Below are 21,293 nucleotides of genomic sequence, written 5' to 3'. Positions count from 1 at the left end.
GCGCGCTGGTCGCCCGCTTCCTGCGCGATACCGCGCCGGCCGGGCGTTATGCGGACTGGCTGGCGGGGCACGATCGCGCCGCCAGCGCTGAAGCGCCGGACGCCAGCGCCTATGCCCCGTTCAACCTGCTGCTGGCCGATACCCAGAGCTGCGAGTTCCTCGGCAACCATCCGCTGCGGCGCCAGACCCTGGCGGCCGGCGTCCATGGCATGTCCAATGGCCCGCTGGATGCCCCCTGGCCGAAAACCCTGCGCCTCAACGCGGCGATGCAGGCCTGGCTGGACAGCGGCAGTGACGCCATGGACCCGCTATGGGAGGCGCTGGCCGACACCACCCGGGCCGACGATACGGCATTGCCGGACACCGGGATCGGGCGCGAACGCGAACGCTGGCTGTCCTCGGCCTTCATCCGCAGTGCCGAATACGGCACCCGGGCCAGCACCCTGATCGCGCTGGACGCCGCAGGCCGTGGCTTCATCTGCGAGCGCCGCTTCGACACGGAAGGCACCTGTGTGGGCGAGTCCCGCCTGGAGGTGGGTGTCCGCTGACGCGCCTGCGCTGACGGCCGGACACGCAGCGTTTCATTCAGGATGGGACACCTGCGACAGCCCCTGCTCACGATACTGGCGCGCCCATCTGGCGCGATCCCATGCGTTGTCCCTCCCCGCGCGTCGTACTGACGCACTCCCTGGCCCTGGCGATCGGGCTGGGCTCAGGTCTCCTGCTCTGTTCCAGCAACGGTCGCGTCGGCGCAGCCCCCGGCACCCAGGTCGAGGCCGCAATGGCGGACGCACCGTACCGATGCCACTTCAGACGCGACCACCCCGGCAGTACCCGGCTGCACTGGGCCGATGGACATCTGGGCGTGAGCCACGGACAGATCGTGTTCGACGGCCGCATGTCGGTTCCGGCCTCTGCCGGTCGCACCAGCACGGTGTACCTGACCAGCGACCGCATCACCCACCGCGATGATTTTCTCCGCGCCCAGCCGCGGGCGCGCCGCGTCGGCCAGGTTTCTCCGCAATCACGATTCCTGCTGGACGTGCCGCACGACATCGACGTGGATGAATTCACCACCGTGGTGCTGTGGTCGGACGCGGACCAGCAGCTGATCTCCAGCGCGCAGTACCGAACCGCGTGGGACGACGAACCTGTAGACGATTGAATCGTCCCGACAGCGCCGGCCATTGGCCGGCGCTGTACATGAAAGAAGGCGGAGCCGGCCGATAAGCCGGGTTCTGTCGTGGACAGTCATTCCTCTAGGCGACACGTCTCCGTGGCGCTCAAGCAACCTACCCGGTCCCGACGCGGGCCACGTCATAGGACCCTATTTGGTCTTGCTCCAGGTGGGGTTTGCCGTGCCGGTCTGTTACCAGACTCGCGGTGCGCTCTTACCGCACCATTTCACCCTTGCCGGCTCTCCGGAGAGAACGTAGGCGGTATCTTTCTGTTGCACTTTCCGTCGGCTTGCGCCGCCCAGGCGTTACCTGGCACCTTGCCCTGTGGAGCCCGGACTTTCCTCGGCATTCCCGAAGGAATGACGCGACTGTCTAGCCGACTCCGCCGCGCACATGATCCCACACGCGGCCACCCGCGCACAGCCCTGTTTTTGAAGGCACGTTCACACTGCACGCGTGCGTGATTCATGGAAGTCATCCGGGCAGGCTTCGATTAGCGTCCAGGAAACCGACCCGGAGCCCGGTGTATGTATGCCTGCACGACCTGCGGACCCACCCGCCCCGCCACCACGCCCGCACGCACCGCTGATGCGATGAATGCCATGGCACTCATCGCCCGTTCGACATCGGCCAGCAACCCCGGCCCCCGGCTGACCGGCGTCGACAACCGCGCTACGGTCCGGCCCGGTGGCCGTTCGCAGCGCCTGATGGATCTCATTGCCCCGGCCGACCTGCGTCTGTGCAGGCTGATGTCCAGCCTGCGTGCCGGCCGGGAAAGCAGGAACGCGCAAGCCGAAGTCGTCATTGCAGACACGGAAGGACCACGCCGCGCATTGGCCCAGCGCACCGCTGATGGCCTTCGTGACTGGCTGTGCCGGGACGGCCGACCGCATTTTTCACTGGTCCGCAGGCGCCTGCAGATGCGCGTCCAGCACGCCGGTCTGGTACGCACCCTCAGCCGCCTGCCGGTGGGCGAGCTGTCGGAGGCGCAGCGCCGCGGCATCGCCAACGCGCTCATCGATGTCGGAGCCCGGTCGAAAACCGTCGGCGGACTGCTCGGATTGCCGCCCTCGACGCTGCGCATGATCAATCCGTTGGCACTGCGCGACCGGCTGATGAGCCTGGAGCAGCTGTCGGTGCTGCAGGACCCTGCGTTGAGCCCGATCGCGCGCCAGAACCGACGCGCGGAAGCCTATTCCCGCGCGGTCCTGGTGGGCGAACGCTTTGGTTATTCCGCCCGGCTGCCACCGTGGAAGTTCATCCCGGCCACCCCGGGATGCGCGCGCATCACACTGCTCAAGGAACTCACCAGCTCGCTGGAAGCGAACCGTCGTGGCCTTGATGTTCAGCTGCCGTAGAGCGCCTTGCGCGGTGCCCCGGTAAGTTCGGCTGCCAGCTTGGCGGCGGTGGACGGCGGCAGATGCTCGCTCAGCTTGGCGTAGACCCGGCGGCCGTGCTGCAGCTGGGCGTCGGCATCATCGGCCGCACCCTGCACCATCACCACGAATTCGCCCTTGCGCTGGTTTTCGTCGGCGTCCACCTGCGCGCGCAGCTGATCCAGGCTGCCATCCAGCACGGTCTCGAACAGTTTGGTCAGCTCGCGCGCCATCACCGCCGGACGCTCGCCGCCGAATACCGTGGCCATGTCGGCCAGCGACTCGGCGATCCGGTGCGAGGATTCATAGAACACCAGGGTGCGGGTCTCGGCGGCCAATGCCTGCAGGCGTTCGCGCCGCCCGGAGGCTTTGGCTGGCAGGAACCCTTCAAAAGTGAAGCGGTCGCTGGGCAGGCCCGCCACGCTCAGCGCGGCGATCGCCGCACAGGCCCCCGGCACCGGGCTGACGCGGATGCCGGCTTCGCGCGCGGCGCGGACCAGGCGGTAACCCGGATCACTGACCAGCGGGGTGCCGGCGTCGCTGACCAGCGCGAGCGATTCGCCGTTCCGCAGACGGTCGACGATGCGCTGGGCCAGCGCTTCCTCGTTGTGGTCGTGCAGGGCCACAAGCGGCTGCTGGATGCCGAAATGCGCCAGCAGCTGGCCGCTCCGGCGGGTGTCCTCGGCGCAGATGGCCGCCACCGAGCGCAGCACCTCCTGCGCCCGGGGCGTCAGGTCGGCCAGGTTGCCGATCGGGGTGGCAACGACATACAGCGTGGGGACAGCACTCATCGCAACGGCACTCACAGGTCAAGGGTAGAATCGTACCGTACCCGCCTACGGCCGCTGCCCCATCGAATGGACCTGATCATGAACAAGCCCGCCGCCCGGATCTCCACCTTGTCGCTGTCGCTGCTGCTGCTTGCCGGCTGCGCCACGACCAGCCTGACCAGCGCCCCGGAATCGCCGGCGCAGAACCAGGCCCTGGCGCTGATCGAGCAGGGCAAGCCCCGCGACGCCGCCGTGCAGCTGGAAGCACTGGCCAACACCCTGCGCGGCAACGCCCGCAGCGCTGCGCTCGCCGACGCCGCGTTCGCCTGGCATGAAGCCGGAGACAATGCCCGCGCCCGCAGCCTGCTGAGCCAGGTGACCCCGCGCGGCCTCACCGGAGCCAGCCTGCAGCGCTACCACCTGACCAGCGCGGAGCTGGCACTGCTGGACAAGCAGCCGGCGCAGGCGCTGGCCGCGCTGAAGGAATCCTCCGACACCGTGGTGCCGCAGCTGCGCACCCGCTGGCAGCTGGCCCGCGCCAACGCACTGCAGGCCAATGGCGACGTGGTGGGTGCGGCCACTGAACGCGCCCGTGCCCATGCCGCACTCAGCGGCAGCGCCCGCACCGAGAACCAGCAGGCCATCGCCAGCCTGCTCGGCCAGCTGGACGATGCCACCCTGCGCGCCCGTGCCGCGGCGCTGCCGGCCAACGAACCGTTGTACAACTTCGCCGGCCGGGCGCTGATCGCACGCGGCTTGCCGCTGCCACGTCCATTCGACCGCGACGGCGTCGCCCAGTTCGACACCAGCAAGCGGCCCCCGGCGCTCAGCGACGGCTATCGCCCGCCGGTGAAGATGGCGGTGCTGCTGCCGCTCAGCGGTCGCCTGGCCACCGCGGCCCAGCCGGTGCGTGACGGCCTGCTCAGCGGCTACTACGGCGAGACGCGCCGCCGCCCGGACATCCAGTTCATCGACACCGCCGGTACCGCGGCCGGCGCGATGGCGGCGTACGACAAGGCCGTGGGTGCAGGGGTCGACTTCATCGTCGGGCCGCTGGGGCGCGACGAGGTCGATGCCGTGTTCGGCCGTACCGAACTCCCAGTGCCGGTGCTGGCCCTGAACCGCGGCAAGAGCAGCCCGCCGGCAGGCAGCGCCGGGTTCTCGCTGGCCCCGGAAGACGACGGCATCATTGCCGCCGAGTACCTGCGCGGTCGTGAGCGCAGCAAGGTGCTGGTCGTGCACAGCAATGACGACAACGGTCGCCGTACCGCCGCCGCCTTCCGTGAGCGCTTCACCCAGCGCGGCGGCCAGGTGCTGGCCACGCTGGGGGTGAACGACACCGTCGGCGACATTGGTGCGCAGGTACGCGCGGCCGGTGCCGTGGACGGCGTGCTGCTGGCGGTGAAGGCCCCGCAGGCCAGGCAGCTGGCCCCGCAGCTCGCGCTGGCGGGCGTGGGCGGTGCGAGCCGGGGCGGTACCTCGCAGCTGACGCTGGGCACGGGCAAGCCGGAAGAAGACATGGCGCTGGACGGCATCGTCTATCCGAACGAAGCCTGGAACGTGCGCAGCGTGGCCGGCCTGCCGGCGGCCGGCACTGCCGGGCAGCTGCTGCCGACCGCGCGCGGCGCGGCAGGGCGTCTGTTTGCCTTTGGTTTCGACGCCTGGAAGATCAGCGCCTACCTGGACAAGGTGGCCAACGAGGGCGGTCTTGCCGGAGCCACCGGCACTCTGTTCCTGGACAGCAACGGCAACGTGCTGCGGGTGCCGGCGTGGTCGACCTTCAGCGGTGGCCGGCCGATGCCCGTGGCCAACTGAGCGCACCTTGAGCCGCGCGCGGGCACAGCGTGGCGCAGCGGTGGAAACTGCTGCGCTGGCGCACCTGTGTGAGGCCGGACTGCAGCTGCTGGCGCGCAATGTCCGTTTCAAGGGCGGCGAGCTGGACCTGGTGATGCGCGATGGCGACACCACCGTATTCGTGGAAGTGCGCTATCGCGCCGACCACCGCTTTGGCGGTGGAGCCGCATCGGTGGATCTGCGCAAACGACGCAAGCTGGTCCTGGCCGCGCAGTTGTTCCTGCAACGCCATCCCGCGTTGAGCCGGCAACCCTGTCGGTTCGATGTGGTCCACGCCAGTGGTGAGCCGCCGCAGTTGAGCTGGGTGCGCGCGGCGTTCCGGCTGGAAGACTGTGGATTCACCTAGACATTTGGACGGCCAACGGCCGGCGTGACCGGACTCATGAACATTTCATTGCCTGTGGAATTCCTGGCCGAGCTGCACGCGCTGCTGGGCGACGACGGATGGCGCACCGATCCGGCCGCGCTGGAAGCGCACGCGCAGGACAACTCGTGGCGACATGCGCTGCCGGCGGGCGTTGCCCTGCCCGTTGACCGCGACCAGGTGGTGGCGATCGTGCGTGCCTGCCGTGCGTCCGGCGTGCCCATCGTCGCGCGCGGTGCCGGCACCGGCACCACCGGCGCTGCGGTACCGGTCACTGGCAGCATCGTGCTGTCGCTGGCGCGGATGAACCGTATTGTCGACATACAGGCCGGCAATCGCTGCGCCGTGGTGGAACCGGGGGTCCTGAACGGCGAACTGCAGCATGCACTCGCTCCGCACGGCCTGTTCTGGGCACCGGACCCGTCCAGCGCGGATATCTGCAGTATCGGCGGCAACCTGGCCTGCAACGCCGGCGGCCCGCGCGCCGTGAAGTACGGGACCAGCCGCGACAACGTGCTGGGACTGGTGGCGGTCACCGGGGCCGGCGAGCTCATTCAATGCGGCGGGGCCTACACCAAGGACGCCACGGGGTATGACCTCACTCATCTGCTGGTGGGCAGCGAAGGCACGCTGGCGGTGATCGTGGAAGCCACGCTCAAGCTCACCCCGTTGCCCGTCACCCAGGCCGGCCTGCGCGTGCTGTACCGCGACGCCGATGCGGCGGCGGCGGCGGTATCTCGCCTCATGGCGCAGCCGGTCGTGCCGACCCGGCTGGAGTTCATGGACGCGCGCAGCCTGGAGCTGCTGCGCCGCAACGGTGCCGATGTACCGGAGGCCGGTGCGATGCTGCTGGTCGAAGCCGACGGCGACCATGACACCCTGCCCTATCTGCTGCAGGCGCTGGCCGATGCGGCCGAAGGCGACGGCATGCTGGCGCTGGACGTGGCCATGGAAGGAGCCGCGCGCGAAAAGCTCTGGGCCGCGCGCAAGGCGCTGTCACCCGCGCTCAGGAGCATCGCCCCCGGCAAGATCAACGAGGACGTCGTGGTGCCGGTCTCGCGCATTCCCGCGCTGGTCAGCGGCGTGCAGTCGCTGGCCCACGCGTACCAGCTGGTGATTGTCACCTTCGGCCATGCCGGCAACGGCAACCTGCATGTCAACATCCTGTACCACCCAGAAGACGCCGCCGAGAGCGCGCGCGCCCACGCCGCGCTGCCAAAGATCTTCGAGTTGACCCTGGCACTGGGCGGCACGCTGTCAGGTGAGCATGGCATCGGCCTGGCCAAGCGTGAGTTCATGACCCGTGCGTTCAATCCGGCCACCCTGGCCACCATGCGGGCGATCAAGCACGCACTCGACCCCGATGGCATTTTGAACCCGGGGAAGGTGCTGCCGCCACAGTAGGCAGCATCGGGCCGATGCAATTAGTTGCATGGATTGCTTCGGATAATTCCTAGATCGTTCCTGCCGGTTCTGATGCCGTCCGCGTCAGCTACGCCTCACCGGCGCATTGCTGCGCAATGGCATCGCTCCCTTCTCTCCCCCAAGGAACGATGCAATGACCCTGAACGACGGCTCCCGCCGCCTTCCTGCGCTGCGCCCGCTTGCCTGCGGCGTCATGCTGGCCCTGACCGCCTTACCGGCCACTTCGCTGATGGCGCGCAATCTCGATGGTGAGTCCGAGACCATTGATGAGAATGTCCCGGCGGAAGACTGGAACCTGAGCAACGGCGCTGACCTGACGGTCAACAACGGCAATACCCACATCATCATGCTGCACGACAGTACGGCGACCTTGAACGGAGCAACGGTCACCCGCACGCATGCCAATGGCTCGCAGCACAGCCTGGACCTGCGTGGCGATTCCGCGGTGACGGCAACCAACACCCAGCTGGTGGGTGGCGCGGTCATGCTCAACGGCGACTCCAGCATCAATCTGACCGGCAGCAGCATCACCGTTGACGAGACCGCCCCGGGCATGGGCACAGCTGGCCTGCAGTCGTTTGGCATCAGCATCCACTCACCCGGTGCCACCGGCACCCCGACCGCCGTGCTGGATTCGACCTCCATTCGTGTCGCCGACAACCCGGGCACCGGCGACCTGGGCTCGGGCATCGGCGTGTACATGCTGGCCGGCGGCGCAGAGCTGCGTAACGGATCCTGCATCGATGCCGACAACATGGGTGTGCTGATGTACGGCCAGGACTCGCTGGCACACGACCTGAAGTTCTCACTGGACAATTCGCATATCGCGTCGGGTCGTGCGGCCGGCATCCACGTACTCGCCGGTGCCAGCTCGGACAACCGCTACGACATCGCGGTGCACAATGGCTCCACGATTACCGCCGGCAACGGCAACCTGCTGTACGTGGCCGCCTTCAACGGCCAGACCGCGACGGGCGATCATCGGGTGAGCTTCACCGTCGACGACAGCGATCTGCACGGCAACATCGTGTTCGACGACGCGCGGATGGCCGGAAACAGCCGTGTCGATGTCGTACTGCGCAACAACGCCTCGGTGCGAGGTCGATTCAGCAAGGTGACCTCGACCACCATCGACAGCCACGGCAGCTGGGCGCTCACCGGAGACAGCAGCGTGGGAGACCTGACCCTGGGTGCCAGCGGCAACGTCAGGCTGGGCGATGGCCAGAGTTTCAACACACTGAGCCTGGACAGCTTTGAAGGGGCCGGTGGCACGCTGCTGTTCAACACCGTACTCGGTGACGACGCGTCCGCGACCGACAAGCTGGTCATCAGTGGCGACGCTACCGGCCAGGCCGGCGTGCAGGTCAACAACGCGGGCGGACAGGGCGCGCAGACCGTCGACGGCATCGAGCTGATCAGCATCGGCGGTGCCTCCATGGCGCAGTTCGACCTGGTTGGCCGCGCCGTCGGTGGCCAGTACGAGTACTTCCTGTTCAAAGCGGCCAATGGCAACTGGTACCTGCGCTCGGAACTTCCGCTGGATCCGGTTGATCCGGTTGATCCGGTTGATCCGATTGATCCCATCGATCCCATCGATCCCGTAGATCCGATTGACCCCATCGATCCGATTGACCCGATTGACCCGATCGATCCGGTCGATCCGGTCGACCCCATCGATCCGACGGATCCCGTCACGCCGGAACCAAAGCCGGTGCTGCGTCCGGAAACCGGGGCCTACCTCGCCAATGACACGGCCATGGGTGAACTGCTGGCGCACCGCAGCGCCGACCGCGCTGCCACCGGCACCGCCGATGGCCTGCGTACCTGGGCCAGCGCCAGCGCCAGCGGGCACCGCATGGACGCGGTTGGCCAGCAGGCCCTGCGTACCGACCTTTCGCGCGTGCAGATCGGCGCGGACATCGGCGTGTTCGACGGCGGCAATGGTCGTCTCGGTGCACTGCTGACGGCCGGTCGGGCCGACACGACCTCACGCTCGGTCGTGACCGGTTACCGTGCGCAGGGTGAAGTGGAAGGCGGCGCGGTCGGCGTGTATGCCGGCTGGAACAGCGGCCAGACCTTCGTCGACGCCAGCCTGCAGCGCGGTCGTTTCAGCAACAAGGTCCAAGGCGACGGCCTGCAGCAGGAACGCTACAAGGCGCAGGTGTCACAGGCCTCCGTGGAGGCCGGTCATGGCTTCGACGCGGGCAGGATCGGGACTCTGACACTGAAGCTCCAGCCGGAACTGCAGCTGACCTACACCCGCACCTCGATGGACACCCACGCAGAAAGCAACGGCACCGTGATCGAACGCGTTGATGGCAACGGATTGCGCACGCGCGCCGGCGCGCGCCTGCTCGGCAACGTCAGCGTGGGCTCGCTGCAGTGGCAGCCTTACCTGTCCCTGCATGCGGTGCACACCGATGCCACTCCGGCGTTGTCGTTTGACGGTGAGGTGATCGAAGGCGGCGCGCCGCGTCGCGCGCTGGAGATCGGTGTGGGTACCCAGCTGCAGGTCGGTAACCGGTTGTCCGCCCGGGGTGGTATCCACTTCAGCGACGGCAGCGACCGCTACCGCGAGACCGGTGCCAAGCTGGGCGTCACCTACCGCTGGTAAGTCGCAACCACGAGTGACCAAAGCGGAGGATCAAAGGAAGTGCTCGTAGCCGGGCGTATCGCGCTCATGCCCGGCTGCGTCCACGCCTTGTCCCTTCACCATGGAGCCCAGCCGGGTGAGCGGCAGCGACAGCCGCACACCCACCGCCTGCACCGCTTCGCGTTTCGACGGCGGGGCGGTGAAGCACAGCTCGTAGTCATCGCCGCCGCGCAACGCGGCATCGCGTGCATGGGTGTCCCCCACCCGCGCACGCGCTGCGGCCGAGAGCGGCAGGCTGCCCGGGTCGATTCGCGCACCCAGGCCACTGCGCGCGCAGATATGGCCCAGGTCGGCGAGCAGACCGTCGGAGACATCGACCGCGGCGTGGGCCAGACCGATCAGCGCGCGTCCCAGCGCCACGCGCGGCGTGGGTCGTGCCAGCCGCTGGCGCAGATACTCCACCTGTGCGTCGTCTGCTGTCGCGCGCACATCCAGCGTGCCTGCCTGCCAGGCACGCAGTGCGATGGCGGCGTCGCCCAGCGTGCCGCTCACCCAGATGTCATCACCTTCCTGCGCGGCGTCGCGACGCAGGGCACTGCCGGGTGCCAGCTGACCCATCGCGGTGACCGACAACGACAGCGGCCCGCGCGTGGTATCGCCCCCGATCAGCACGATGTCGTGCGCATCGGCCAGGGCAAAGAACCCATCGGCAAAGCCGTCAATCCAGCCCTCGTCCGCGGTCGGCAGTGACAGGGCCAATGTGCACCATGCCGGCTGCGCACCCATCGCGGCCAGATCGGAGAGATTGACCGCGAGGGTCTTCCAGCCGATGTCGGCCGCCGGCGTTTCTGCCGGGAAGTGCACGCCACTGTTGAGGGTATCGGCGGTCACCACCAGCTGCAGGCCGGCCTGCGGCTGCAGCAGCGCGGCGTCATCGCCGATTCCCAGTGCGATGTCCGCACGCGCGGCGGTGCGCGCACGGATGCGGTCGATCAGCGAGAACTCAGCCAGCGCCATGAGGCGGTCAGCCGCCGCTTTCGACCTTGCGCCATTCCACCGCGGCGCGGTCCAGCACGCCGTTGACATAGGTGTGGCCGTGCTCGGAGCCGAACCGCTTGACCGACTCGATCGCTTCGTTGATCACGACGCGATAGGGCACGTCGAGTCGGAAGCGCAGCTCGTAGGCGGCCACGCGCAGCGCAGCGCGCTCGATGGCGTCCACTTCTTCCACGCTGCGGTCCAGGTACGGGGTCATCGCCTCGTCCAGGTCCTTGCGGTTGTCCAGCACGCCATGCACCAGCGCCTCGAAATACGCCAGGTCGGCGATTTCACGGGCCTGTTCGTGGGCGAACTGGCTCAGCAGGCTCTGCGCGTTGCCGCCGGAGATCTGCCAGGCGTAGATCGCCTGCAGGGCGCGACGGCGTGCGCGCGAGCGCAGCACCGGGTCGATGCCATCGCGGCGGACCGGCTTGCCGGACGGCTTGCCCGGGGATTTATTGTTCACGGCAACTGCTCCAGAAGATTGACCATTTCCAGGGCCGCCAATGCGGCCTCTTCGCCCTTGTTGCCATGGCTGCCACCGGCGCGTGCCTCGGCATCTTCGGCACGCTCGACCGCCAGCACGCCATTGAGCACCGGCACGCCGAAGTCCAGCTGTACGCGCATCAGGCCTTCCGCACAACGGTCGGCGACGTGTTCGTAATGACGGGTGTCACCCCGGATCACGCAGCCCAGGGTGATGATGGCGGCATGTTCGTGCGCGGCGGCCAGACGGGCAGCCACCAGCGGCAGCTCCCAGGCACCCGGAACGCGGATCACGTCGATGTCGGCTTCTGCGATGCCGTTGCCGGCCAGGCTCTGGCGTGCGCCTGCGACCAGCACGTCGGTGATGCGGGCGTTCCAGCGGCTGGCAAGGATGGCAAAACGGGCCGTTTCCGGCGTGCGGAGGTCGCCTTCGTAGTGGCTCATGGTCAGTAGGGGTCCAATAGATGGCGGGTATTCTAGCGTAGAGCCGGGCTCTGCCCGGCTGGCGGTTGGCCGGACAGCCGGGCAAGCCCGGCTCTATGGAGCTCGCAGCCGGGCAAGCCCGGCTCTACGGGGTGACGGTCTCGACAACTTCCAGGCCGTACCCGGACAGGCCGATCTGGCGGCGCGGAGTGCCGAGCACGCGCAGCTTGCCCAGGCCCAGGTCGGAGAGGATCTGCGCGCCGGCCCCGTTGCGCCGCCACTGACTCACGTCCTTGTCCTTGCCCGGGGCGACCGGTTGCGGCTGCTGACGCAGGCGGGCCAGCAGGGCCTGGCCGTCGCGCGGGGCCGAGAGCACCACCATCACCCCGCGTTCGGCCGCGGCAATGGCGCGCAGCGCATCGGTGGCGGCCACGCCGAAGTCGTCGCGACGCCAGTGCAGCAGGTCAGCCAAGGGGTTTTCCACCTGCACGCGGACCAGGGTCGGCTCGGCGTCCACGCTGCCGCGGACCATGGCGAAGTGCACGTCATGGGCGATGCGGTCGCGGTAGGTAACCAGGGTGAACGGCCCGAACTCGGTGTCGATCTCGCGCTCGTCCACCCGCTCGACGGTCTTCTCGGTGGCCAGGCGGTAGGCGATCAGGTCGGCGATGGAGCCGATCTTCAGTCCATGTTCGCGGGCGAACACTTCCAGCTCCGGTCGGCGCGCCATGCTGCCATCGGGATTGAGGATCTCCACCAGCACGCCAGCCGGTTCCAGCCCGGCCAGCATGGCCAGGTCGACGCCGGCCTCGGTGTGGCCGGCACGGGTCAACACCCCGCCTGGCTGGGCGATCAGGGGGAAGATGTGCCCCGGCTGGTGCAGGTCGCTCGGCTTTGCGTCCGGCTTCACCGCCGTGCGGATGGTGTGGGCACGGTCGTAGGCGGAAATGCCGGTGGTGACGCCCTCGGCCGCTTCGATGCTGACCGTGAAATTGGTCTGGAACTGCGCCGTGTTGGCCTGCACCATCGGGGCCAGGCCCAGGTCGGCGGCACGCTCGCGGGTCAGCGGCAGGCACACCAGGCCACGCCCGTGGGTGACCATGAAATTGATGTCCGACGGCTTGACCAGCTCGGCGGCCATGATCAGATCGCCTTCGTTCTCACGGTCCTCGTCGTCGACGATGACGACCATGCGGCCCTGGCGGATGTCTTCCAGAATCTCGGGAATGGGGGCGAAGTTCATGCGTGTTCCTCCGGCGGCAGCTGCCGGCCGTTGGTCGGCAGGCCGACAAGGCGCTCCACGTAGCGGGCGACCAGATCGATTTCCAGGTTGACCGCGCTGCCGACCTGCGTGGCGGCAAAGGCGGTGTGGGCGACGGTGTGCGGAATCAGCGCGACCTCGAAGCCGGCGTCATCCACTTCATTGACGGTGAGGCTCACGCCATCCACGCAGATCGAACCCTTTTTTGCGATGTAGCGCAGCAGCGCGGCCGGCGCGGCAAAGCGCCAGCGTTGCGCGCGGGCGTCGTCATGGATGGACACCACTTCGCCGAGCCCGTCGACATGGCCGCTGACCAGATGGCCGCCGAGGCGGTCGGTCGGGCGCATGGCGCGCTCCAGATTGATGATCGCGCCGTCGGCCAGCTGGCCCAGCGTGGTCAGGCCCAGGGTCTCGGTCGAGGCATCAGCCTGGAACGAGACCGCGTCAAAGGCGATCACGGTCAGGCACACGCCATTGATGGCGATGCTTTCGCCCAGCTGGACGTTGTCGAACGGCAGGCTGCCGACGTGGAAGGTAAAGCGGACGTCGCCGCCGAGGGGGTCGCGTGCGGCCACATGGCCGACGCCTTCGATGATTCCGGTAAACAAAGGAACGTTCTCCGCGAAAAGATGAGCGAAAAACGCCGCAAGGCAAACAGGCGGGCACAGAGCCCTGGCAGGCCCTGGAGCACCGTCTTCTTTCATCCGGACTATACCGTCGGCTCCGGCATTGGACCGGATCTGCTGACCTTCCGGCGACAGCCGGAAGCGCTCGCGGGCTCGTGCTTGCGCACCTACCGCCGGTGGGGAATCACACCCCGCCCTGAAGACGTTTGGTTATGCCGGCGAACCGGCCCGCGCATTGTAGCAGCCCAGGCTGAGCGCTCGCTTTCTGTAAAGTATTTGTTAAACTCCGCGCCGCAGCGATGACCGCCGCCGTGCCGCCCCATGACGGGGCCGGCTGAAATGGACCTCAATCCCAAGGAACCGCCATGCGCAAGATTCTCGTTCTGGCCGCCGCCCTGCTGGCAGCTGCTCCGCTCGCCGCTTCCGCCGAAGCCCTGAGCTACACCTATGTTGAAGGCGGCTGGACCCAGCTCCAGATCAGCCAGCCGGGCAGCAACCCGAAGCTGGACGGCGGCTACATCCGCGGTTCGTTCGCGATTGCCGAGCAGGTCAATGTGTTCGGTGGCTACAGCACCGTGTCCGAGACCTACGACCTGGAAGACAGCATCGGTTCGTACAGGCTGAAGAACACCATCGAGCAGCCGGAGCTGGGCATCGGCTACCACATGCCGATCAGCGACCGCCTGGACTTCACCACCGACATCGCGTGGATGCGAATCAACAATGAAGTGAAGTTCGAGGACGGCCAGTTCAGCGACCGCGTCGAGGAACACACCAATGCCGGCCGTGCCACCCTGGGCGTGCGTGGCAAGCCCTCGCGCCGCACCGAAGCCTGGCTGAAGGCCGGCTACATCGACGGCAGCGACATGGACGGCGTGTGGATCGGCACCCTGGGTGGCCAGATCAACTTCACCCGGAACTGGGGCCTGGTCGGCGAAGCACAGTACTTCGACGACATCACCCAGTACTCGGTGGGCGTGCGCGCCAGTTTCTGATCGGGCTGCGGTTTCATCGCCGCGCCATGGTCGAACGGGCCCCGCAAGGGGCCCGTTTTTTCATGGCCGCAGCAGCAGGCGCAGGTCATCGCCAACCTGGCGCTGGTCAACCACGCGCAGCCTGCGCTGTTGGTCCATCGCGGCAATACCCAGCCCGTCCAGCAGTGGCCGGCCCTGCTCTCCCAGCAGCGTGGGTGCCTGGTACAGCAGCAGTTCGTCGACCAGTTCGGCACACAGCAACGCACCAGACAGCGTCGCGCCTGCCTCTGTATGCACCTCGTTGATCTCGCGCTCAGCCAGCAGCGCCATCACCGCTGGCAGGTCGAAGCGCCCGTCGCGCAGCGGCAGCGCCTGGAACTGCGCGTCAGTGTCGGCCGGCGCACGCACGTCTTCGCCATGCAGGTAGAGCGTGGCCGCATCGCCCTCACGCACACGGCGCTGCGCAAGCGTACGCAGCTGCGCATCCAGCACCACCCGCAACGGCGGCACCACCTCCACGCCCGGCAACCGCACCGTCAATTGCGGATCGTCGGCCAGCACGGTGCCGGCCCCGGTCAGAATCGCCCCGGCGCGTGCACGCCAGTGCTGCACATCCTCACGCGCAGCGGTCCCGGTGATCCACTTGGAACTGCCGTCGGCCATGGCAGTACGTCCATCCAGGCTCGCCGCCAGCTTGACCCGAAGCCACGGACGGCCGCGCTCGATCCGCGACAGGAAGCCGTGATTCAGCTCGCGTGCCGGTGTCGCCATCAGTCCTTCGGCAACCTCGATGCCGGCGTCGCGCAGCAGCGTGAAGCCGCCGCCGTCGACTTTGGGGAACGGGTCGCGCATCGCCGCCACCACCCGCCCTACCCCGGCCTCGATCAGCGCCAGTGCACAAGGCGGCGTGCGGCCGTAATGGGCACAGGGCTCAAGGGTGACGTAGGCGGTGGCCCCGCGTGCCGCGTCGCCCGCGGCACGCAGTGCATGGATTTCCGCATGCGGCCCACCGGCGCGCTGGTGCCAGCCCTCACCCACCACCTGCTCGCCAAGGGCGATGACACAGCCAACCATGGGATTGGGGCGCGTGGTATAGGCAGCGCGTTCGGCCAGGCGCAGCGCGCGGGCCATGTGCAGGTGGTCGAGTGCGGAGAAGGTCATGGACGCGATGGTATCGCGTCAATCAGCCTTTCTTCTTCTTGGTCAGCGCAATCACATCGCCCAGCAGCTGAAGCTGCTCGGTGCTGGCCGGCAGGTCGCGTTCGAGTTTCTCGATTTCCTCGCGGAAATCAGCCACGTCCTCGAAGCTGCGGTACACCGAAGCGAAGCGCACGTAGGCCACATGGTCGAGCTTGCGCAGCTCGTTCATCACGAACTCGCCGACCTTGATCGAGGGAATTTCGCGCTCGCCGCAGATGCGCAGCTGGTGCATCACCGCGCGCACGGCCAGCTCGATCTTCTCTTCCGGCACGGCACGCTTCTGCAGCGCGCGGTCGAAGCCCACCCGCAGCTTGCGCGGGTCGAAGGCTTCCCGGCTGCCGTCGCTTTTGACGATGGCCGGCAGCTTCAATTCGATGGTTTCCAGCGTGCTGAAGCGCTCGTTACAGGCCTCGCACTCACGCCGACGGCGGATTGTCGCGCCGTCTTCAGAGACGCGCGAGTCAATCACCCGGGTATCGGCATGCTGGCAGAACGGACAGTGCATGAAGCGCCTTGCATCGAAAAATCGTCATGCTGCGGTCACCGCAGCGTCGCAAAGGTACCTGAGAAGCCCCGTTCACAGCAAATGGCGGCCGGTTCCGACCGGGCCGCGAAGGCCGCCGGGCGAACCCGGCGGCCCTTGGCATTACCCGTAGACCGGGTACTTGCGGCACTGCGCGCTGACCGCGTCACGCACGCGGGCGATCACGGCCTCGTCGGCCGGTGCATCCAGCACGTCGGCGATCAGGTTGGCCAGCTCGACGCAGTCCTGCTCGGTGTAGCCACGGGTGGTCACGGCCGGGGTGCCCAGGCGCAGGCCCGAGGTCACGAACGGCGAGCGTGGGTCGTTCGGCACCGAGTTCTTGTTGACGGTGATGTGGGCCTTGCCCAGCGCGGCTTCCGCGTCCTTGCCGGACACGTCCTTGCCGATCATGTCGACCAGCATCAGGTGGTTCTGGGTACCACCGGAGACGATCTTGTAGCCACGCGCGATCAGGGTGGTGGCCATCGCCTGGGCGTTCTTCACGACCTGGGCCTGGTAGGTCTTGAAGCCCGGCTCCAGCGCTTCCTTGAATGCCACGGCCTTGGCGGCGATGACGTGCATCAGCGGGCCACCCTGGATGCCCGGGAACACCACCGACTGCAGCTTCTTCTCGATTTCCTCGCCCGCGCCCTTGGCCACGATGATGCCGCCACGTGGGCCGCGCAGGGTCTTGTGGGTGGTCGAGGTGACCACGTGCGCATGCGGCAGCGGGCTCGGGTAGACGCCAGCAGCGATCAGGCCGGCCACGTGGGCCATGTCCACGAACAGGTAGGCCCCGACCTTGTCGGCAATGGCGCGGAAGCGTGCCCAGTCGATCACCTGCGAGTAGGCCGAGAAACCGGCCACGACCATCTTCGGCTTGTGCTCCAGTGCCAGGCGCTCGACTTCGTCGTAATCGATCAGGCCCTGCTCGTTCACCCCGTACTGCACGGCGTTGAAGATCTTGCCCGACGCATTGACCTTGGCTCCGTGGGTCAGGTGACCGCCGTGGGCCAGGCTCATGCCGAGGATGGTGTCGCCCGGCTGCAGCAGGGCGAAGTACACCGCCTGGTTGGCCTGCGAGCCGCTGTGCGGCTGCACGTTGGCGTAATCGGCATCGAACAGCTGCTTGAGGCGGTCGATGGCCAGCTGTTCGGCCACGTCCACGTACTCACAACCGCCGTAGTAACGCTTGCCCGGGTAGCCCTCGGCGTACTTGTTGGTCAGCTGGCTGCCCTGGGCTTCCATCACCGCCGGGCTGGTGTAGTTCTCGCTGGCGATCAGCTCCACATGGTCTTCCTGGCGCTGGACTTCAGCAGCCATGGCCTTGGCCAGTTCGGGATCGTAGGTTTCGATGCGGACGTCACGCGGGAACATCGCTTACTCCAGGCAGGGTGAGGGGAACGGCAGCCTTCCATTGTAAGGCCGGCAGGCCGGGCTGGCCCGTGCCGGAGGGCCCGGCAGGCGGCTGTGCACATCCGGCCAAATAGCTGAATTGGGACGCCGTTCCTTGAATTGTTCAGTTTAATTGATCTCGAAACTTAAAGACGTTCAGCCGGCGGCCGTTATTGCCAACCCAGGGAATCGTTTTCTTTCAAACAGGGGTTGGCTTGTGAATCATGTGTATCGCGTGGTCTTCAATCACGCGCTGAAGTGCGTGCAGGTTGTGTCCGAATTCGCCCGCAGCCGCAGCACCGTCTCGTCCTCCGCCGCGCGCCGTGCGCCGCAGCTGGCCGCTCTCTCCACCGCGATTGCTCTGGGCTGCTTCGCGCCCTCAGCGTTCGCCGGCCTCAACGGCTGGAACGAGTTCCGCGGCACCATCGACAACAGCTGGGGCCTGGGCGGCAACTGGGAATTCGGCGAGCCCACCAGCAATTCGGCCGCCGCCTACATCGACGGCCTCCGCACTGCCGAAGTCACCGCACAGGGCGAGCAGACCGCTCACATCCACGTCGGCTACACCAGCCGCGGCAACCTGGCGATCTCCGGCGGCGGTCAGTTGACCTCGGCCACCATCTTCGTGGGCACCGGCGACCGTGCCGGCACCTCCGCCACCGCCGATGGTCGCGTGACCATTTCCGGAGCGGGCTCGCGCTGGACCTCGCTGACGACCATCGGGGTCGGCCACCTCGGCTACGGCCAGGTCGATATCGATCAAGGAGGCGTGCTCACCATGGGAACCGATTCCTACATCGGTGCGGGCCCCACCGGGCGCGGACTGCTCACCGTGACCGGCACCGACTCGCTGTTCCATACTGGCCGCAACCTGTTCCTCGGTAACGAAGGAAACGGCACGGTACAGGTTTCCGCCGGTGCCCAGATGACCAGCCAGGCGGCGATCGTCGGCAACACCCGGCCCGCCGTCGGCAGTGCCGTGATCAGTGGTGCCGGCAGTCGCTGGTTCAACAGCACGAAACTGACCCTGGGCGAATACGGACAGGGCACACTCACCGTGGGCAACGGTGCCTCTGCGGAAGTCGGTGGCGACCTGCTGCTGGGCAATCTGGCGCTGAACGCCAGCAATCGTTCGCGTGGCAGCCTGTTGGTGACCGGCGACGGCTCCACCTTCACCCACAGTGGCACCACAATGACCGTCGGCAACGCGGGCGTGGGTTCGATCGAGCTGCGCGACGGGGCCGCAGGTCAGTTCAACAACATCACCTTCGGCCTGACCTCGTCGGGCGTCGGCACCGCGCTGATCTCCGATGCTGGTACGACCTGGGCCAGTGGCGCGCTGCGCCTGGGCGTGAACGGCTACGGTCGCTTCGACGTACGCGATGGCGCAGTGGCTACCGTACGCGGGAACATCGCCCTGGGCGAAGGCAACTTCGGTGCCGGATATGTGTTGCTGGGCCCGGGTGCCACGCTGGACATGACCGGCGCGGGCAGCTTCGCCACCATCACCACCGGTGCCAATGGAATGGGCTGGGTCGAGCTCAATGGCGGCACGCTGCGTGCCAGCACCGCACTGCGCGTGGACAGCGAAATCAAGGTTGGCGCGGATTCCGTGCTGGACGCCGACCAGTCCGTGCTGGTGCGCGGCACGATCAGCGGCACCGGCCGTCTGACCAAGACCGGCATCGCCACCTTGAACCTGGCCAACGTCGACAACAGCGCATGGACGGGCGGTCTGCAGGTTGACGACGGTGCTCTGGTGGTGGGCGGCAGCCAGGCGCTGGGCGGTGGCTGGCTGGGGATGGCCGGCGGCACCTCGCTGAGCCTGTTCGACGGCGTGAACCTCAGCAACTCGGTGGACCTGCAGGGGGACGTGGCGGTCAACGTTGACGGCACCGAAAGTGCCACGTTGTCGGGCAACGTCAGTGGCAACAATGGCAACGCACTGACCAAGACCGGTACCGGCACCCTGACCCTGGGCGGCGGCACCGTGGGCGAGACCCGCGTGGAAGCAGGCACCCTGCGCGTCACCGGCAACGCGCTCAACGGCGGCAACATCGAGATCGGCAGTGGTGCCACCTTCGAGACCGACACCACCCGCGTGCTGAGCTACGCCGGCCAGATCAGCGGCAGCGGCTTCCTGCGCCAGGGCCGTCATTCGCTGACCCTGAGTGGCGACAGTAGCGCCTTCACCGGCACCACCGTGATCAACGGTGGCCAGCTCAACGTGACCGGTTCGCTCGGTGGCGACGTGCAGGTCACCCGTGGTGGCTGGCTGACCGGCAACGGCAGCCTTGGCAACGTATTCGTCAGCGGCGGCAGCACCCTGTCGCCGGGCAGCAACATCGGCGCGACGATCAGCCGCCTGGACATCGCCGGCGTGCTCAACTTTGACGACAGCTCGACCTTCCAGGTGGACCTGGCGGCGAACGGTGCGAGTGACTTCGTGTCGGTCGGCGGCAGCGCCCTGCTGGGCCAGGCCAACACCGTGGCCGTGGCCACCGACGGCGACTGGGCACCGTCCACCCGCTACCACCTGCTGACCGCTGCAGGCGGCGTTGACGGCACGTTCTCGGGCGTGACCAGCAACCTGGCCTTCCTCGACCCGACCCTGAGCTACGACGCCAACAACGTCTACCTGACCATGGCCCGCAACGACGTGTCGATGCCGGACGTGCAGCTCGCGTTCCCGGACGTGGTGGTCAACCCCAACCAGAAGGAAGTGGCCGGCGCGGTGGAAGCGCTCGGCGAAGGCAACGCGGTCTATGACGCCGTGGTGCGCCTGGAAGTACCGCAGGTGGTGCCGGCCTTCGACAGCCTGAGCGGTGAGGTGCATGCCACCCATCGCGGCAGCCTGCTGCAGAACCGCTTCCTGCATGACGGCATCGACCGTCATCTGGATGGCCGCGCGATCAGCGGCGACATTGCGCCGGGCGTGCGCGTGTGGCTCGCCGGCAGCGGTGGTCAGCAGCGCACCGATGCCACCTCCAACAGCACGGCGACGCGCGTGTCGCAGGACGGCCTGATGGCCGGTGCCGGCTGGCAGGTCGGCGAAGCGCTGGAAGTGGGCGTCGCCGCAGGCCAGCAGCGTCTGGAAACGCGCCTGCGCAGCGGTACCGGCCACGCCGAGACGGACAGCACCGAGTACGGCGTGTATGCGGCGTACCAGTGGGAAGGTCTGCGCCTGCGTGGCGGCGTGACCCGCGCGGACTACCGCACCGACAGCACCCGCACCGCGCAGGTGGGCAGCACGCTGAGCGAGACCCTGACCGCACGCGAAGACGCCACCGGCACCACGGCTTTTGTGCGTGCAGGCTGGACCTTCCAGGCTTCGCGCCTGCAGCTCACGCCGGAAATCGAGCTGGCGCAGGTGAATCTGGACAGCGATGGCAGCCAGGAACGTGGCGGTGACAGCGCGCTGGTGATCGGCTCGGCAGACAGTGATTACCGCACAGGCGTTGCAGCGCTGAAGGCCGACTGGGACATCAGCGGCGGCCAGCGCGATCGTGCGGTGCTGACCGCGCGGGTCGGCTGGCAATACGCCGACGGCGACCGTCTGCCGGTGGCCGATGCCCGTTTCGTGGCCGGCACGCGCGACTTCAGCATCGCGGGGACGCCGCTGGCGCGCAGCACGGCGCTGGCGCAGCTGGGCGTGGCGATCAGCCCCAGTGCCAACAGCCGCGTCTCGCTGCAGGTGCAGGGCCGTCGTGGTGGCGACCAGCGCGAGCTGGGCGCGCAGCTGGACTGGTCGGTCGGGTTCTAACGCTCGAACTGCATTGCGATTGCACGCAGTATGTGGGGGTGCCG

18 protein-coding genes, 1 other RNA gene and 1 riboswitch are annotated in these 21,293 nt (G+C 67.6%); of the genes, 9 read left to right on the top strand and 10 right to left on the bottom strand.

Annotated features, from left to right (window positions below):
• Positions 1-548: NRDE family protein (locus EGJ34_RS07910; protein WP_148100480.1), on the top strand; the 548-nt coding region annotated here is incomplete at its 5' end.
• Positions 549-649: 101 nt separating this feature from the next.
• Positions 650-1,165: a DM13 domain-containing protein gene (locus EGJ34_RS07905; protein ID WP_125359951.1), complete on the top strand. Its 516-nt coding sequence runs from the start codon at positions 650-652 to the stop codon at positions 1,163-1,165.
• A gap of 46 nt (positions 1,166-1,211) precedes the next feature.
• Here EGJ34_RS07905 and rnpB read toward each other — a convergent pair.
• An RNA gene (gene rnpB, locus EGJ34_RS07900) (RNase P RNA component class A) lies at positions 1,212-1,562 on the bottom strand.
• A gap of 218 nt (positions 1,563-1,780) precedes the next feature.
• Here rnpB and EGJ34_RS07895 point away from each other — a divergent pair.
• Positions 1,781-2,536: a hypothetical protein gene (locus EGJ34_RS07895; RefSeq protein WP_125359950.1), complete on the top strand. Its 756-nt coding sequence runs from the start codon at positions 1,781-1,783 to the stop codon at positions 2,534-2,536.
• Here EGJ34_RS07895 and rsmI read toward each other — a convergent pair.
• Positions 2,524-3,345 carry a 16S rRNA (cytidine(1402)-2'-O)-methyltransferase gene (rsmI, locus tag EGJ34_RS07890; protein ID WP_125359949.1) on the bottom strand — a complete coding sequence of 274 codons (822 nt, stop codon included), beginning with the start codon at positions 3,343-3,345 and terminating at the stop codon, positions 2,524-2,526. The genes EGJ34_RS07895 and rsmI overlap by 13 nt on opposite strands.
• Before the next feature lie 78 nt (positions 3,346-3,423).
• Between rsmI and EGJ34_RS07885 the strand changes: the two genes are divergently transcribed.
• The 4 genes from EGJ34_RS07885 to EGJ34_RS07870 all read left to right on the top strand — a co-directional run bounded on the left by EGJ34_RS07885 (position 3,424) and on the right by EGJ34_RS07870 (position 9,581).
• Positions 3,424-5,139: a penicillin-binding protein activator gene (locus EGJ34_RS07885; RefSeq protein WP_125359948.1), complete on the top strand. Its 1,716-nt coding sequence runs from the start codon at positions 3,424-3,426 to the stop codon at positions 5,137-5,139.
• Between the two features lie 7 nt (positions 5,140-5,146).
• Positions 5,147-5,524, top strand: a complete 378-nt coding sequence (locus tag EGJ34_RS07880) for a YraN family protein (protein ID WP_125359947.1) — start codon at positions 5,147-5,149, stop codon at positions 5,522-5,524.
• Between the two features lie 36 nt (positions 5,525-5,560).
• Positions 5,561-6,946: an FAD-linked oxidase C-terminal domain-containing protein gene (locus tag EGJ34_RS07875; protein WP_125359946.1), complete on the top strand. Its 1,386-nt coding sequence runs from the start codon at positions 5,561-5,563 to the stop codon at positions 6,944-6,946.
• A gap of 154 nt (positions 6,947-7,100) precedes the next feature.
• Positions 7,101-9,581, top strand: coding sequence for an autotransporter outer membrane beta-barrel domain-containing protein (locus EGJ34_RS07870; protein WP_125359945.1), 2,481 nt, complete (start codon positions 7,101-7,103; stop codon positions 9,579-9,581).
• 30 nt (positions 9,582-9,611) lie between these two features.
• Here the strand turns inward: EGJ34_RS07870 and thiL are convergent, their stop codons facing one another.
• The 5 genes from thiL to EGJ34_RS07845 all read right to left on the bottom strand — a co-directional run bounded on the left by thiL (position 9,612) and on the right by EGJ34_RS07845 (position 13,376).
• Positions 9,612-10,571 carry a thiamine-phosphate kinase gene (thiL, locus tag EGJ34_RS07865; protein ID WP_185750103.1) on the bottom strand — a complete coding sequence of 320 codons (960 nt, stop codon included), beginning with the start codon at positions 10,569-10,571 and terminating at the stop codon, positions 9,612-9,614.
• 13 nt (positions 10,572-10,584) lie between these two features.
• The gene (gene nusB, locus EGJ34_RS07860) at positions 10,585-11,064 is read right to left on the bottom strand and encodes a transcription antitermination factor NusB (protein WP_125359943.1); all 480 of its coding nucleotides are present in this window, start codon (positions 11,062-11,064) and stop codon (positions 10,585-10,587) included.
• Positions 11,061-11,528 (bottom strand): 6,7-dimethyl-8-ribityllumazine synthase, encoded by a 468-nt coding sequence (gene ribH / locus EGJ34_RS07855; RefSeq protein ID WP_125359942.1) that lies wholly within the window; start codon positions 11,526-11,528, stop codon positions 11,061-11,063. The genes nusB and ribH overlap by 4 nt, the downstream gene beginning before the upstream one ends.
• 124 nt (positions 11,529-11,652) lie before the next feature.
• Positions 11,653-12,750, bottom strand: a complete 1,098-nt coding sequence (ribB, locus tag EGJ34_RS07850; protein WP_125359941.1) for a 3,4-dihydroxy-2-butanone-4-phosphate synthase — start codon at positions 12,748-12,750, stop codon at positions 11,653-11,655.
• Positions 12,747-13,376, bottom strand: a complete 630-nt coding sequence (locus EGJ34_RS07845) for a riboflavin synthase (RefSeq protein WP_125359940.1) — start codon at positions 13,374-13,376, stop codon at positions 12,747-12,749. The genes ribB and EGJ34_RS07845 overlap by 4 nt, the downstream gene beginning before the upstream one ends.
• A gap of 80 nt (positions 13,377-13,456) precedes the next feature.
• Positions 13,457-13,602: riboswitch (FMN riboswitch) on the bottom strand.
• Between the two features lie 157 nt (positions 13,603-13,759).
• Between EGJ34_RS07845 and EGJ34_RS07840 the strand changes: the two genes are divergently transcribed.
• Entirely contained in the window at positions 13,760-14,389 is a 630-nt protein-coding gene (locus EGJ34_RS07840) for an outer membrane beta-barrel protein (RefSeq protein ID WP_125359939.1), read from the top strand.
• Between the two features lie 60 nt (positions 14,390-14,449).
• Here the strand turns inward: EGJ34_RS07840 and ribD are convergent, their stop codons facing one another.
• The 3 genes from ribD to glyA form a co-directional block, all read right to left on the bottom strand.
• Positions 14,450-15,529 (bottom strand): bifunctional diaminohydroxyphosphoribosylaminopyrimidine deaminase/5-amino-6-(5-phosphoribosylamino)uracil reductase RibD, encoded by a 1,080-nt coding sequence (gene ribD, locus EGJ34_RS07835; protein WP_125359938.1) that lies wholly within the window; start codon positions 15,527-15,529, stop codon positions 14,450-14,452.
• 22 nt (positions 15,530-15,551) lie between these two features.
• Complete coding sequence (nrdR, locus tag EGJ34_RS07830) at positions 15,552-16,073, bottom strand: transcriptional regulator NrdR (RefSeq protein WP_125359937.1); 522 nt, start codon at positions 16,071-16,073, stop codon at positions 15,552-15,554.
• 141 nt (positions 16,074-16,214) lie between these two features.
• On the bottom strand, positions 16,215-17,468 hold the full coding sequence (gene glyA, locus EGJ34_RS07825; RefSeq protein ID WP_125359936.1) for a serine hydroxymethyltransferase: 1,254 nt from the start codon (positions 17,466-17,468) through the stop codon (positions 16,215-16,217).
• A gap of 235 nt (positions 17,469-17,703) precedes the next feature.
• Between glyA and EGJ34_RS07820 the strand changes: the two genes are divergently transcribed.
• Positions 17,704-21,249: an autotransporter domain-containing protein gene (locus EGJ34_RS07820; RefSeq protein WP_185750102.1), complete on the top strand. Its 3,546-nt coding sequence runs from the start codon at positions 17,704-17,706 to the stop codon at positions 21,247-21,249.
• The last annotated feature ends 44 nt before the right edge of the window (positions 21,250-21,293 follow it).

Origin of the sequence: Stenotrophomonas sp. 278 (assembly GCF_003935715.1) — a bacterium.
GTDB classification, from domain to species: domain Bacteria; phylum Pseudomonadota; class Gammaproteobacteria; order Xanthomonadales; family Xanthomonadaceae; genus Stenotrophomonas; species Stenotrophomonas maltophilia_AH.
Note: the sequence above shows the minus strand (reverse complement) of the source record. Positions and strands in the feature narration are given on the sequence as shown.

Excerpts from the sequence above, each read along its gene's own strand:
- EGJ34_RS07885 (WP_125359948.1), top strand. The coding sequence starts at position 3,424 with ATGAACAAGCCCGCCGCCCGGATCTCCACCTTGTCGCTGTCGCTGCTG.
- EGJ34_RS07870 (WP_125359945.1), top strand. The coding sequence starts at position 7,101 with ATGACCCTGAACGACGGCTCCCGCCGCCTTCCTGCGCTGCGCCCGCTT.
- rsmI (WP_125359949.1), bottom strand. The coding sequence starts at position 3,345 with ATGAGTGCTGTCCCCACGCTGTATGTCGTTGCCACCCCGATCGGCAAC.
- ribB (WP_125359941.1), bottom strand. The coding sequence starts at position 12,750 with ATGAACTTCGCCCCCATTCCCGAGATTCTGGAAGACATCCGCCAGGGC.
- EGJ34_RS07875 (WP_125359946.1), top strand. The coding sequence starts at position 5,561 with ATGAACATTTCATTGCCTGTGGAATTCCTGGCCGAGCTGCACGCGCTG.
- glyA (WP_125359936.1), bottom strand. The coding sequence starts at position 17,468 with ATGTTCCCGCGTGACGTCCGCATCGAAACCTACGATCCCGAACTGGCC.
- nrdR (WP_125359937.1), bottom strand. The coding sequence starts at position 16,073 with ATGCACTGTCCGTTCTGCCAGCATGCCGATACCCGGGTGATTGACTCG.
- EGJ34_RS07840 (WP_125359939.1), top strand. The coding sequence starts at position 13,760 with ATGCGCAAGATTCTCGTTCTGGCCGCCGCCCTGCTGGCAGCTGCTCCG.
- EGJ34_RS07905 (WP_125359951.1), top strand. The coding sequence starts at position 650 with ATGCGTTGTCCCTCCCCGCGCGTCGTACTGACGCACTCCCTGGCCCTG.
- ribH (WP_125359942.1), bottom strand. The coding sequence starts at position 11,528 with ATGAGCCACTACGAAGGCGACCTCCGCACGCCGGAAACGGCCCGTTTT.
- EGJ34_RS07895 (WP_125359950.1), top strand. The coding sequence starts at position 1,781 with ATGGCACTCATCGCCCGTTCGACATCGGCCAGCAACCCCGGCCCCCGG.
- ribD (WP_125359938.1), bottom strand. The coding sequence starts at position 15,529 with ATGACCTTCTCCGCACTCGACCACCTGCACATGGCCCGCGCGCTGCGC.